Source organism: Neolewinella antarctica, assembly GCF_011927835.1.
GTDB classification, from domain to species: Bacteria; Bacteroidota; Bacteroidia; order Chitinophagales; family Saprospiraceae; genus Neolewinella; species Neolewinella antarctica.
Window position 1 is genome coordinate 173,326 of record NZ_JAATJH010000002.1, and the last position, 12,847, is coordinate 186,172.

Annotated in this window: 12 protein-coding genes; 7 read left to right on the plus strand and 5 right to left on the minus strand. The window is 54.7% G+C overall.

Annotated elements, in window-relative coordinates:
* Positions 1-280: 280 nt before the first annotated feature.
* The gene (locus GGR27_RS06040; RefSeq protein WP_168036524.1) at positions 281-490 is read right to left on the minus strand and encodes a hypothetical protein; all 210 of its coding nucleotides are present in this window, start codon (positions 488-490) and stop codon (positions 281-283) included.
* 329 nt (positions 491-819) lie between these two features.
* A complete protein-coding gene (locus tag GGR27_RS06045; RefSeq protein ID WP_168036525.1) occupies positions 820-2,016 on the minus strand; it encodes a GNAT family N-acetyltransferase in 1,197 nt (398 codons plus the stop codon).
* A 237-nt stretch (positions 2,017-2,253) separates the two neighbouring features.
* Here GGR27_RS06045 and GGR27_RS06050 point away from each other — a divergent pair, with 237 nt between their 5' ends.
* The 3 genes from GGR27_RS06050 to GGR27_RS06060 all read left to right on the plus strand — a co-directional run bounded on the left by GGR27_RS06050 (position 2,254) and on the right by GGR27_RS06060 (position 4,053).
* Positions 2,254-3,075, plus strand: a complete 822-nt coding sequence (locus GGR27_RS06050) for a universal stress protein (RefSeq protein ID WP_168036526.1) — start codon at positions 2,254-2,256, stop codon at positions 3,073-3,075.
* Positions 3,076-3,120: 45 nt separating this feature from the next.
* The gene (locus tag GGR27_RS06055) at positions 3,121-3,420 is read left to right on the plus strand and encodes a hypothetical protein (protein WP_168036527.1); all 300 of its coding nucleotides are present in this window, start codon (positions 3,121-3,123) and stop codon (positions 3,418-3,420) included.
* Between the two features lie 153 nt (positions 3,421-3,573).
* Positions 3,574-4,053: a hypothetical protein gene (locus GGR27_RS06060; RefSeq protein WP_168036528.1), complete on the plus strand. Its 480-nt coding sequence runs from the start codon at positions 3,574-3,576 to the stop codon at positions 4,051-4,053.
* A 288-nt stretch (positions 4,054-4,341) separates the two neighbouring features.
* Here the strand turns inward: GGR27_RS06060 and GGR27_RS06065 are convergent, their stop codons facing one another.
* On the minus strand, positions 4,342-6,246 hold the full coding sequence (locus GGR27_RS06065; RefSeq protein ID WP_168037270.1) for a toprim domain-containing protein: 1,905 nt from the start codon (positions 6,244-6,246) through the stop codon (positions 4,342-4,344).
* Positions 6,247-6,669: 423 nt separating this feature from the next.
* Between GGR27_RS06065 and GGR27_RS06070 the strand changes: the two genes are divergently transcribed.
* The 3 genes from GGR27_RS06070 (at position 6,670) to GGR27_RS06080 (ending at position 9,463) form a co-directional block, all read left to right on the plus strand.
* A complete protein-coding gene (locus GGR27_RS06070; protein WP_168036529.1) occupies positions 6,670-7,839 on the plus strand; it encodes a thioredoxin family protein in 1,170 nt (389 codons plus the stop codon).
* A 91-nt stretch (positions 7,840-7,930) separates the two neighbouring features.
* Positions 7,931-8,389 (plus strand): nuclear transport factor 2 family protein, encoded by a 459-nt coding sequence (locus tag GGR27_RS06075; protein WP_168036530.1) that lies wholly within the window; start codon positions 7,931-7,933, stop codon positions 8,387-8,389.
* A gap of 24 nt (positions 8,390-8,413) precedes the next feature.
* A complete protein-coding gene (locus GGR27_RS06080; protein WP_168036531.1) occupies positions 8,414-9,463 on the plus strand; it encodes a M20/M25/M40 family metallo-hydrolase in 1,050 nt (349 codons plus the stop codon).
* A 232-nt stretch (positions 9,464-9,695) separates the two neighbouring features.
* Here GGR27_RS06080 and GGR27_RS06085 read toward each other — a convergent pair whose 3' ends face one another.
* Entirely contained in the window at positions 9,696-10,463 is a 768-nt protein-coding gene (locus GGR27_RS06085; protein ID WP_168036532.1) for a Bax inhibitor-1/YccA family protein, read from the minus strand.
* A gap of 210 nt (positions 10,464-10,673) precedes the next feature.
* A complete protein-coding gene (gene aroQ / locus GGR27_RS06090; RefSeq protein ID WP_168036533.1) occupies positions 10,674-11,099 on the minus strand; it encodes a type II 3-dehydroquinate dehydratase in 426 nt (141 codons plus the stop codon).
* A 212-nt stretch (positions 11,100-11,311) separates the two neighbouring features.
* Between aroQ and GGR27_RS06095 the strand changes: the two genes are divergently transcribed.
* Positions 11,312-12,751, plus strand: a complete 1,440-nt coding sequence (locus GGR27_RS06095) for an oligosaccharide flippase family protein (protein WP_168036534.1) — start codon at positions 11,312-11,314, stop codon at positions 12,749-12,751.
* The last annotated feature ends 96 nt before the right edge of the window (positions 12,752-12,847 follow it).

A 12,847-nucleotide genomic window follows, 5' to 3' on the forward strand; every position in this document is an offset into this window, starting at 1 on the left:
TGGTCCCGATCGGTATCGGGGTAGTGGAGTCCGTTAGGAATGGAAAATCCTAACGTAAGACCGGGCGTAAGTATAATCTACCCGGAACCATCCAGTGTTAAGGACAAATATGCCAAAACATTGTTGCATTGTGCCCCGTAGATGGCGACAAAGGTAGCAAGCTGACTTAGGACTCGGTGAGAATTAGCGAAAATTCGCTAAAGTTTGATGGCCGAGTAATCATGCGAAAGCACCCGTGCGTACACGGAATGAAACCGTCGCAATGGTGCTGAATAGCAAACTATATGGAAATTGGCGCGCCAGCACTTGGCCCTTTGGGGCGTTCTAGTTGGTATTCGTAACTCTTCAGGACCCGAGCGTGGTTTTCAACAACGGCGTTAAGCACCCGCAACTCTTCGTTGAGTTCTTCCAGGCCCGCCTCGTTGTCCTGAAAGAACCGTCGCTTGCGATTGATGTCGAGGATAGATTGCAGCGTTTGACCCAACGCCATTTTAGTTTTAAGGTAACGATATTTGATAATACGTCGTGTTGTCATTGTAGTAGGTTTGTAGGACAGCTGTGTTGTGTTTTAAAATAAAATATTCTGACGTTACAAAGTAAGAAATTATTACCGGCCCCGCAAGGCTTTTGCAAACTATTATCCGTAATCTCAAACCTCAGCCATCAGTACCTAAAAGAACCGTAGCCTAGGTCATTTAGTTGGGTGCCGTTAGTCAATAATCCGTCAGTTGGGTAAACTAAGGTTGTGGCCCCAGTTGGCTACTGAACTAACCGCCTACGCGGTCTAAAAAGTATGGGAGCCGTGCTTCGCCCATCAACTTATTCCCCTTTTCTAAAGGGTTGTCGCTCCACCCAATCCGAGCCTGCGTACACGGCGGGGGTAAACTTGGGGATTAGCCAGTTGGTGACCGGATTTTTGGCTTTCAACAGGCAAGCGTAGTTAGCACCCGTGGCACCGACGGAGCTTTTGATCTCCAGGGCGGTCCGTCCGTAGTCTATCTTTCGCTTACCACGTTCGATTGCGACGTTCAGGAGATCAAACAGGATGTTGTGATATAAGTGGTGGGAAGTCTTATAACTATCCGTCATGCCCAGAAAGTGAGCCTGTAGCACCGGGCCGCCGTCAACCGTGCTCGTAAAGGCGACAAGCTTTAGCCCGTCGAAGTAGCCGGTTACACCCGACCAACCGTTCGCTTTTTCCTGCACGTCCGCCAACCAGGGGAAATAGGTGACGGTAAGGCTAGTGGTATTGAAAGCCGCGCCCGTGCTCGTCTCTCGGTAAAGCTCGTGAATTTCCTGCCGCCGGTCACGAACCTCCAGCGCGGAAAGTGAGCGCCGGGTCAGCCCCGCGAATTTCCCCCGGGCGCGGCGGTAGCGGACGCGGTACTTACTCGTGATGTCGGCGAGATAATCGTCGATGGTTTTCCAGGCGGGAGACAAATTCAATTCCATCACCGGGTCTACTGGCAAGTCATAGTAGCCGTTCGCCCGTAAAGTTTGTGCTACCCGGGTGTCCGGAGCGGTTAGGTCTTTGAGCAGGATGGAGTCGAAATTGTCGGGTGCAGCCAGCAGGGTGTCCGCCAGTGCACTCAACAGCGTGGCCTGTTCCTCGGCCGAAAAGGAATCGAGGCCCACTAATCCATAAGGCCCGGAAGTCAAAAGCTGACCGACACAGACCGCCCGGAAAGTGACGTTCGACAGCAAGCGCCGCCGTAAGTCGTAGCGGGAGGTAGTGCCCTTAGCCGCCTCACTCACGTAACCCGCGGCGGAAAATTCGAATTGTTGGAGGGAAAACAAAACCCGCCGGCCGGAAGGCTCGTGCGTTACCAGTAAACCTTCCGTGCCGAAGCCCTGGGGTTCGTCGCCCAAGAACCGTAACGTTTCCTCCCGCAACCAAAAAGAATCAGTGAACTCCGGCCCGGCTGGCCAACACGCAGCGAATTCCGCTGCGGTGCGGCAGCGCGTCATGAACCAGTCTGCCCCCCTGACAAGTCGAACACTGTTCTGGGAAGGCATTGTGGAGGGGTTATTCTTCAGCAGGGTACAACTCACGGTGGATGGGATAAGTGGACGTGAAACCACGACTCTACGCTAATCTGACGGGGATGGGCTTCGTAACCTGACGACACTCGTCAGGCCCGCTGGCATAACGCGCTAGTCCGACTTTGGGTGTCGCCAGGGCACTTGAAAATTGAAATCAGCCGGACATTCTTCTTTATGCGGTTATCTTGCGCCACCAGTCCCCCCGAACGAATGATCAAAAAAATTTTAGTTCCGATTGATTTCAGTGTCGGTTCCGCCTCCGCCCTTCGCTACGCGGAGGCCATGGCCGCATCCATTCAGGCCGTTCACGTGAGGGCAATCCACGTCTTCACCCCCCAGACGGCCAGTGCGGACGCCATCACCGCGGCCCCCGTCGGCGAGTTGATGGACCTGGCCGACGAGGCAATGGTTAATTTCCTGGATGGGATTCCCGTCCCCGATGGCGTAAATCGGCAGCACGAACTACTGCTTGGTTTTTCCGCCGACAAGATCATTGAGGAAAGTAAGGCATACGATTTGATCGTCATGGGCTCCAGCGGGAGTAGCGATTTACTGGATGAAGTATTCGGGTCCGTTGCCTCGACCGTCGTTGACAAGGCAACCTGTCCCGTCATTCTCGTGCCGCGGGGTACGGTCTTCCAGAACTACAAGAACGTGCTTTACGCCAGTAATAACCTCTCACTCAGCCGCCGTGCGGTCTTGGAGTTTAGGGCATTCAACAAGCTATTTCACGCGCGCGTCCATTTCGTGCACGTTAAGGAGGAAGAGGATGACAAGGATCTCAACCGGCAGGCGATATTTGCCAAACTTTTTTCTACGCCCGACCCCAGTTTTTCTTTCGACATCCGTGAGATTGAAGCCGAATCCGTTCAGGAAGGTCTGCGTGAGTACCTCGAGCGTCACCCGATCGAGCTAGCCGTGATGGTGACCCGCCGCCGGGGTTTCTGGGGCCGGCTTTTCCACCACAGCGATACGCGGCAAATGATTCTTCATCCGCTGACGCCGGTTATGGTGCTGCACGTAGTGGACTAATTTGGTCGCTAAATTCTCTAGTCAGAGTACATTTAACTTAGTCCCTTGCCTTCCACCGATCGCATAACTGCCCCTTACGCAAGCAAAGCTTTTTTCACGCTGGTAACCGCGGTGCTACTGCTGTTGGTGACGGCGGTATTTTCGCTACTTGGGTTCGGCCCCAACGTAGGGCGGATCGTTATTTTGGTCGGGTTGCCCGCGGTAATTATGCTGCCGATCGGGGTCACACTGCTCGTCATCAGTTACGTAAGAAGAGAATCGTCCAATACTTATAAATTAGGCGCGACTGTGCTCTGTGGCCTGCTTTTACTTATGCTCGGGGTTGGGCTCTTCTCTGTTCTCTGAGTATTCGCCATAGTGCACACCAATATGCTGGATTAGATTACCTGCCGGCTAATGTTGTGGACTAGATGTTTAGAACGAACGGCGGGAAAGCGACTCGTAAGTATCAGGTGTTGGTGCGACTTTATTTAATTGTACATAATAATTCGCGCGGTTATGAAGATTAGAAATTGGGACCGAATGATCAAAGAAGTCGGGAAGTGGAAAGAAAACGAGTTGAAGGATGATTTGAAATATTTGCGCCGCCATGATCACGGCAGGGTTCATTTTCCACTCCAAAAATACCAGACGCACTGGCTGAATAAGTACACCAAAGTGGCCCGTGACGTCAACGTCAACAAAGTAATCGTCGAAGCTTGCCGAGAAATTATGCTTGATTGGCACGATAAGCTAGCCGGCGAGCACGACAAATTCTACCTGGCCACCTGGTTGTATCCCCTTCAGAACAGGGATTCTCAAATCGTTGTGGGTGTCCGGGAGCGGGTTGAGATTTATGAGAACTTATTCGTACCTGTGAATCATGATATAACGCCAAATCTTCGTGGTGCCTTATCGCGTATCGAACGATTGACGATCAACAGTAAGCAGTGCTCACCACAGGGTGATTTCCTCTATGAGCTAAAATTGGTGGAATAGACAACGCTCCAAAATGATCATCAGCGCAAAAGTTAACTCATAGAAGTGAACACAGAAGCCAAAAAACTAGAAAGCAAAGCACTTAAAGTTGGGCTGTTTGGTCCAAGATAAGTTTTGTGCTTTTGAGCTTTTTCTGTGGTAAAAAACAACTTCCGGTCCTTCACTCATCATCTATTGCCTCAGAACACGTCACAAATCAGGCAATTTGGCAAAGGCACAAAAAAGCTTTTTTGTACCTTTGTGTTTATGTGGCTAAACCGATCTGCCTAACATAACATCACTTAACATTTACGCTTCCGCCACCGCCAACTCTTCCACGTCCGGCACCCCGTTACCATCCAAATCCTCATCCTGCTCCTTCCGCAAGTTATCGATGATGAAGGTCTGGCGGGCGGGCGTGTTTTTGCCCATGTAGTAATTCAGTAACTGCTCGATGTCGGTCGCTTCCCCCAGCACGACGGGCTCCAGGCGAATGTTCTCCCCGATGAAGTCTTTAAACTCGTTCGGGCTAATCTCGCCGAGGCCCTTAAAACGGGTGATCTCCGCTTTGCCACGCAGTGCCTTAACGGCCTCCTGCCGCTCCTGCTCGCTGTAGCAATAGTACGTTTTTTGCTTGTCGCGCACGCGGAACAGGGGGGTATCCAGAATGTAGAGGTGGCCCGCGCCAACCATATCCGGGAAGAATTGCAGAAAAAAGGTGAGCAACAGCAGCCGGATGTGCATGCCGTCGACGTCGGCGTCGGTGGCGATCACGATACGATTATAGCGTAAGTATTCGAGCCCGTCCTCAATGTTGAGGGCGTGCTGTAGTAGGTTGAATTCTTCGTTTTCGTAAACGACTTTTTTCGTCTGCCCGAAGCAGTTCAGTGGCTTGCCCCGGAGCGAAAATACCGCCTGGCTCTGGACGTCCCGCGCCACGGTAATGGAACCACTCGCCGAATCGCCCTCCGTGATGAAAATGGTGGAAGCGAGCTTACCCTCTTCGGTGTGTTTTTTGTTGGACGAGTCGAAGTGGACACGACAGTCACGCAACTTCTTATTGTGCAGGTTGGCCTTTTTTGCCCGCTGGTTGGCCAGCTTTTTGATGCCGGCGATCTCTTTGCGCTCCCGCTCGGATTGCTTGATCCGCTTTTCCAGCGACTGGGTAACGGCCGGGTTCTTATGTAGGAAATTATCCAGGTGCTCCAGCATGAAGTTGCGGAGGAAGGTCTGGACGGTGGGGGAGCCCGGGCCCATCTCAGTGGAACCGAGCTTGGTTTTGGTCTGAGACTCAAAAATAGGTTCCTCCACCTTGATGGCCACGGCGGCGTTAATGCTCGCCAGGATGTCCTTGCGGTCGTAGCTCTTACCGAAGTGCTTCTGCACGGCCTCGACGACGGACTGCCGGAAAGCGATCAGGTGCGTACCGCCCTGGGTCGTGTGCTGGCCATTAACGAAGCTAAAGTAAGTTTCCCCGTACCCGTTACCGTGCGTCATCGCTACTTCGATGTCTTCTCCCTTCAGGTGGATGATGGGGTAGCGGCGTTGTTCCTGGCCGATCTTGCGCTCCAACAGGTCCCGCAGGCCGTTGCGACTAACCAGGGTTTTGCCGTTGAAGTTGAGTTTGAGCCCCGCGTTGAGGTAAGCGTAGTTCCAGAGCTGGTTCTCGATGTAGTCGGACCGGTACTTGTACTTCTTAAAAATACCGTGGTCGGCCCGAAAACTGATGAAAGTACCGTTGGGCTCCTTCGTCTTGCTAATCTTGTGGTCCTTGACCAACTCCCCGTAAGAAAAGTCAGCCTGTTTTTTTTGGCCCTCGCGGACGGCGTAAACCGTGAACTCTTCCGATAGTGCATTACTTGCCTTCAGACCGACACCGTTCAGCCCGACGGACTTTTTGAACGCCTTACTGTCGTACTTACCACCGGTGTTGATTTTGGACACCACGTCGATCACCTTGCCGAGCGGAATGCCCCGCCCGTAGTCCCGGACGGACACCACGCCTTCCTCCACTTTAACTTCTACTTCGCGGCCAAAGCCCATCACGTATTCGTCGATGGAGTTGTCGATCACTTCCTTGAGCAGGATGTAAATACCGTCGTCCGGGCTGGCTCCGTCGCCCAGTTTACCGATGTACATACCGGGGCGGATGCGGATGTGTTCTTTCCAATCGAGGGAACGGATGTTGTCTTCAGTATAAGTGCTTTCGGCCATGTGTTGCTGCTGTTGCTTGGTGGGGTGGTGCGGTAGGCAAACATACGAAACTTGCCGGAGGTTATCAAACAAATTGTTGGAGTATGTTTGTTTTGGGGTGTTTTGTGAGGTTGTGAGGTCTCGTTGCCCGATGGTTACGGTAAACCTTTTTTTAACCACACAGCGCACGGAGGTCACACAGCAGAGCTACCCTTTGTGACCTTTGTGCACTATGTGGTTCAATATCTTTCGCAAGATCAGGTAGCAATGTTTAAAAGATGCAAAGGGGGCACGGATGCGGGTGCAGGGTAAATATGTGCGCGCCGGTTTTTTGGGGTGAGGCCCGCGAAAGCTTAACAATTCACGAGCATCTTTCGCGTGCCGTTGGGTGTCCAGTTAGGGACTTCGTAACTTCATCGGCTTAACTACGTAATATTCACGCTTATGCGCGCGCTTCTTTTGCTCTTCTCCGTACTCACGTTGGCACTCGCCCCGATAGCTATCGGGGCGCAAAATGCGGGCGTAGCCTTCACCGAAAAACCTTTTGCGGAATTACTCGCCCAGGCGAAAGCGGAGGATAAATTGATCTTCATCGACGCGTACACGACCTGGTGCGGTCCGTGCAAGATGATGTCGGCCAAGGTCTTCCCGCAGGAGCGCGTGGGTGAGGTGTACAACGAGCGGTTCATCAACGCGAAGATCGACATGGAAAAAGGCGAAGGGCCCGGACTGGCGCAGCGCTATAACGTAGCCGCCTACCCGACCTACCTGTTCGTGGACGGCGACGGTGAGATTGCGCACAAGGGGGCGGGCTACATCCCCGCCGACGCCTTGATCGCCCTCGCCGACGATGCCACCGGCGACGAAAGCCTCGGTGCGCTCAACAAACGCTACGACGCCGGCGAACGGGACGCGGAATTTATCCAGGCCTACTTAGGTACGCTGACGAAGCTCTACGAACGAAACCGGGCCGGGGAAGTCATCGAAACCTACCTCGCCGAGACGGAAGACTGGTCGGACGCCGCGACGATGAAGTTGATCATCGCCAACCCCGGCGTCGTCGGTGGCGACCGGATGCACTACCTACTCAGTAACCCGGATGCAGCGATGCAAGCCGTTGGTTCGGGAACCTACATGATGGGCCTGCAGCAAGTCTTACTGACCCAGTACATGCGGATGGAGGGGAAACGAATGTTGCCGCCGACGGCCATGATTGTTCCGTTCTACAGCAAGTACGCCGCCCCGCTCAAAAACCGGCTCGTCGCGCACTACGAAATGTTCCAGGCCGAGCAGATGCGGGACATGAGTGTGTACCTGCCCGCCGCCAAGTCTTACTTCGCGGCGTATCCGAGCAATGATTTTGGCGAGTTGAACACGGTTGCTTGGAACTTTTACGAGCACGCGGAAACGGAAGCCGACCTGGAAAAAGCACTGGGGTGGGCGAAACAGTCCGTCGAACTCCGCGCTACCTACCCCAATCTCGATACCCTCGCCTGGTTGTACAAAAAGACCGGTGACGTGGATATGTCCAGAGAAACGGCTAAGCTCGCCATCGAAATGGCCATCGAGACGGATCAGGATTATACCGAAACGGCGGAGTTGCTGAACGACTGACTTGGTCGCAGCCAAAAATTTCACGGACGGACGGTCTTCACGGGAGGCCGTCCGTTCGTTTTTGCTGACCTTTAGCGCAAAGTATTCACCCATGCGCTTTTCCCTGCTTCTTACCAGTCTACTCTGCACCTGCGCCCTCGCCGCACAAACCGAAGAAAACGACGCGCTCGCGGCTTTCGCCACCGCCTGGCACCGCGCCGCCGCTACGGCCGACTCCGCTACCTTTTTCGACGCCATCGCCGCAGACGGTTACTACCTCGGTACGGACAAAGGTGAGCACTGGACGAAAGCTGAATTTCTCGGTTTCGCCGCACCCTACTTCGCGCGCGGTAAGGCCTGGGATTTTACCGCCGCTGAAAGACATATTTTCTACACGGAAGGTCAAACGATTGCCTGGTGGGACGAAGTGCTCGATACCTGGATGGGTCCCTGCCGGGGAACGGCCATCGTGGAACTTTCCGAGGAAGGACACTGGCGAATCAAGCACTATACCCTGAGTATGTTGGTGCCGAACGACAAGGTGCAGGACGTAATCAAGGCCATCGATTAGTAGCTCCTCAATAAGCCCAAAACTATGTATGTAGCTCTACTCCGCCAACTGATCAGCACGCCTTCCCTATCCCGGCAGGAAGACAAGACGGCCGACCTGCTGGAGTCCTTTTTGAAAGAACGAGGCCTGAAGCCGCGCCGGCACCTGAATAACGTCTGGCTAAAAGCCCGTAACTGGACGGCGGGCCGCCCCGTCATCCTCCTCAACAGCCACCACGACACCGTAAAGGTCGCCGCCGGCTACACCCGCGACCCCCACGCGGCGGACGTGGAAGACGGTAAGCTATACGGGCTCGGGAGTAACGACGCCGGTGGTGCGCTCGTCGCGCTCATCTCGGCGTTCGTGGCGCTGGAGAACGACCCCCGCTTAGCTTGTAACCTAATTTTGGCGGCTACGGCGGAGGAAGAGATCAGCGGTCCGAACGGCATTGCCGCCGTGCTTCCGTTACTCGGTCCGGTTGACGCCGCGATCGTCGGCGAACCTACTTTGCTGGACTACGCCATCGCCGAACGGGGGCTGGTCGTGATTGACGGTGAAACTTTTGGGAAGAGTGGCCACGCCGCGCGGAAGGAAGGGGTGAACGCGCTTTACCTGGCGCTTGACGCAATCCAAGCAATCCGAAGCCACGTGTTTACGCGGATCAGTACGGTGCTGGACCCCACGAACGCAACCGTAACCGTACTTAATTCCGGCACCCAGCACAACGTTGTCCCGGACCGGGCCACCTTCCAGATCGACTTACGCGTCAACGAGTTGTACACGAACGAAGAGGCGGTGGGTGAACTCCGTACGATCTGTGAGACGGCTACGCTCACGCCCCGGAGCCTGCGCTTGCAGTCGAGCCGGATCAGTGCGGACCACGCGCTCGTCCGGGCGGGTAGGGTGGCACGGCCGGAATCGGTGCTCTACGGCTCGCCTACGCTGAGTGACCAGGCGCTGATGCCATTTCCAACGTTGAAGCTCGGGCCCGGGGACAGCGCGCGGAGCCACACGGCGGATGAGTTTATTTATTTAGCGGAGATCGAGGCAGCACGGATGCTGTACGTGCGGTTGCTACTGGAGGCTTATGGTTGACTGGTGCGTCAGTTTGATAAAGCAGACCACTACTCAAAAAAGATTTCCTTCATTAGGCAGCGTCCGGCCCACCGCCACCGTTTCCCCAACAGTTTTGATGATGAAAGATTACACAGCCTCGTTTTACACTCACTAGTTTTTATTTTCGGCTGTACGAAAAAGGGGAAGTTGGACGATCGTCCAACTTCCCCTTTGTTTATTTTAGAACGCTACGTCCTGAGCTGAAATTCACTTAGTCGTCGCCCGAAAGAACGGACAGCAAACGGAGCAACTCCAGGTAAAGCCAAACGAGCGTTACGATGAGGCCCATGGAGACGAACCATTCCATGTACTTGGGTGCACTGACGGCTTCGATGCGCTCGAAGCTATCGAAATCCAGCAGGAGGTTAAGCGTCGCAACGATGATAATAACCACGCTGATGCCAATACCAATCATGCCGCCTTCGTGGAGGAAGGGAATGTTGATGCCGAACATACCGAGCACGATGTTAGCCATGTAAACGACGAAGATGGCACCGGTTGCCATGACCACGCCCGTGCGAAACTTCTCGGTCACCTTGATGATGCCCGTCTTGTAAATGAATAGCATCATGAAGAGTAGGGAGATGGTCAGTAGGATCGCCTGAAAGACCAGTCCGATGCCGAAAGAAGCGGCGTAAGTGGCCGAGATACTACCGACGAAGAGTCCTTCGACCAGCGCATAAATGGGCGCCAGCGTGGAGGACCACTTCGGCTTGTAGCACATGGCGATTACCAAGCCAAGACCACCGATCGCACCACCCCACACGAAAAGCGTGGAGGGGTTAGCAAAGGCGTAAAAAGAAGTGAGCAGCAGCAAAAAGCCCAGAATAAAAGACTTGTTTACCGCGCCGGACACCGTTGAGGTGCCGCCGTCGTAGTCGATGCTGGTAGAACCGCCGTCGGACCGGGAAGCACTCTGTAGGCGCTCCTCGCTCAGGACGGGGTTGCTCGATTTTTTGAAACGATCTGTGAAAGCCATGTAGGGGTATTTAGATTTTTTGTCTGTTGTGTAAACGCTTTTTGGGGTGCTTTGGTTGGTTTGAAAAAGCTATCCTACTGCGCACGTAATCGCTATTTGTGGGGGCTTGTTCTCAACACAAAAAACACGGAAGAAACAAAGAAAGCACAAAAAGAGGAATGTGCGTGTCGGGTAGTTTTATCGTGCGGCCCGCTTTCGGAAGGGAGGCAACTAGATGAAATATTCCACCGCTAGTTCGTAACCTTTGAGGCCAAAACCGATGATGATTCCTTCCGCTACGGAGCTGATGTAGGAGTGATGCCGAAAGGCTTCCCGCTTGTGGACGTTAGAGATGTGGACTTCCACCACCGGTGTTTTGATCGCGCTGATCGCGTCTGCTAGCGCTATCGAAGTGTGGGTGTAAGCGCCGGCGTTCAGGATAATGCCGTCGTAGTCGAAGCCGACTTCGTGGAGCTTGTCGAGCAGTTCGCCTTCGTGGTTACTCTGGTAATATTCCAGCGTCACGTCCGCGTCGATGAATTTTCCCTTCAGGTGGATCATGAAGTCGTCGAACGTATCCTCGCCGTAGATGTCCGGTTCGCGCTTACCGAGTAAGTTGAGGTTGGGGCCGTTGATGATTAGGATACTTAGGGGCATGGGAGGTCTGGGGTCTGTGGTCTGGAGTCTGAGGTCCGTAGTCTTTGGTCTGGTAAAAATAGCGTTCTTGCGGAGATTTTAGGCGGTAGGCGGGTAGGCGGTAGACTGTAGATACTGACGCGAGGGCCTACCGCCTACCAGCCTAATCTTTCTACCGCCTACCAGCCTAATCTTCCTACCCTCCTACCGCCTAATCTCCCTACCGCCTAAACATGACCAACGAATTCTTCCGCAACGCCGTCTTCCAGGTAAGCCTCAACCTCGCGGTGAAGGGCGTGTACCTCTTTGCGGTGGAGCGGGTCGTACAGAATACGCTGCCGGAGGGGGATTACGGCCTGTACTTCAGCTTACTAGGCCTGGGAATTTTGCTGCAGGTGGTGGCGGATTTTGGCTTGCAACTCTACAACAGCAAGGAGTTGAGTGGCGACCGGGAGCGGCTGGCGGTCTATTTTCCCTACTTCATTGGCCTGAAGATCATCCTCGGATCGGTCTTTTTTTTGCTGCTGTTGCTGGTGGGTAAGCTGATGGGGTACGGGCCGGAAGCCATGGCGCTGCTGGTGCTGGCCGGGGCGGTGCAGTTCTTTAACTCGGTGGTGCTTTATCTGCGGTCGAATTTGTCCGGCCTGGGGCGGTACGCGCTGGACGGCTGGTTCAGCGTGCTGGATAAGGTGTTGATGACGGTGTCAGTCGGTGGAATTCTGGTGTTTGCGCCGGAGCTGCTGACGATCGAGCGGTTCGCCGGGCTGCAGCTGGCTGCCTGGGGAATTACGGCGGTGGCGTTACTGGTGGCCGTCTGGAGTCGGTTACCGAATAAACTACCCCGGTTCGAGCGCCGGCGCTTCGCGGAACTACTGCGGGGCGGGGCGCCCTTCGTGATGGCCGTTTTTCTCACGGTCGCCTACTCCCGTATCGACGCGGTGATGATCGAGCGGCTGCTGCCGGACGGGGCCATCCAAGCAAATCACTACGCGGCGGCCTACCGCCTGCTGGACGCCATGAACATGGTGGGCTGGCTACTGGCCGGCCTGCTCATCCCGATGTACGCACGGATGCGGGCGACGGGGGAGGACATCAAACCGCTGTTGAAATTTAGCGTGCGTTTATTACTGGTGGGGTCGGTTTGCGTGGCCGTGCCGCTGTTTTTGACCGCGCAGCCGGTGGTGGAGTTGCTCTACGATTTTGCGGACCAGCGCACTGGGCTCATCCTGATGGCGCTCGCCCTGACCTTCGTGGCCCAGTGCGTAAACTACGCGTACGGCTCGCTGCTGAGCGCCACCGGCTTGATCGGTCGCATGAACTACGTTTATGCTTTTGGTCTGCTGATCAACGTCGGTGGCAACTGGCTTTTGCTGCCTGCCCACGGGGCGGTCGGGGCGGCGGTGATGACGCTCGCCACCCAGGGCCTCGTTTCCATTACGCAATTATTCCTGGCGCACCGCTGGCTCGAAATCCCCCTCGGCGCGGTCGGATTTCTACCCGCCCTGCTCTTCTCCAGCTTACTTGGCACCTGCGGCCTCGCCCTCTTTTTGCTCCAAACACCCTGGCTACTCTCCCTTTTCTTGCTTGGCGGCGGCGGTCTCCTCGTAGCGGTGTTGACGGGCCTAATCGATCTCCAAAAACTAAAAGCTCTCCCAAGCCAGCGGAAACTATAGGACCAAAGACCAAAGACCATAGACTTTAAATGGGCGTGGTCGCGGGTGCAAGGGAAGTCAGGAAAAGAGCAATGACACGGGCTTTACAACCAAGCA

Bases quoted from the DNA above. Each gene is read 5' to 3' on its own strand.
- GGR27_RS06040 (WP_168036524.1), bottom strand. From the start codon at position 490: ATGGCGTTGGGTCAAACGCTGCAATCTATCCTCGACATCAATCGCAAG.
- GGR27_RS06045 (WP_168036525.1), bottom strand. From the start codon at position 2,016: ATGCCTTCCCAGAACAGTGTTCGACTTGTCAGGGGGGCAGACTGGTTC.
- GGR27_RS06050 (WP_168036526.1), top strand. From the start codon at position 2,254: ATGATCAAAAAAATTTTAGTTCCGATTGATTTCAGTGTCGGTTCCGCC.
- GGR27_RS06060 (WP_168036528.1), top strand. From the start codon at position 3,574: ATGAAGATTAGAAATTGGGACCGAATGATCAAAGAAGTCGGGAAGTGG.
- GGR27_RS06065 (WP_168037270.1), bottom strand. From the start codon at position 6,246: ATGGCCGAAAGCACTTATACTGAAGACAACATCCGTTCCCTCGATTGG.
- GGR27_RS06070 (WP_168036529.1), top strand. From the start codon at position 6,670: ATGCGCGCGCTTCTTTTGCTCTTCTCCGTACTCACGTTGGCACTCGCC.
- GGR27_RS06075 (WP_168036530.1), top strand. From the start codon at position 7,931: ATGCGCTTTTCCCTGCTTCTTACCAGTCTACTCTGCACCTGCGCCCTC.
- GGR27_RS06080 (WP_168036531.1), top strand. From the start codon at position 8,414: ATGTATGTAGCTCTACTCCGCCAACTGATCAGCACGCCTTCCCTATCC.
- GGR27_RS06085 (WP_168036532.1), bottom strand. From the start codon at position 10,463: ATGGCTTTCACAGATCGTTTCAAAAAATCGAGCAACCCCGTCCTGAGC.
- aroQ (WP_168036533.1), bottom strand. From the start codon at position 11,099: ATGCCCCTAAGTATCCTAATCATCAACGGCCCCAACCTCAACTTACTC.
- GGR27_RS06095 (WP_168036534.1), top strand. From the start codon at position 11,312: ATGACCAACGAATTCTTCCGCAACGCCGTCTTCCAGGTAAGCCTCAAC.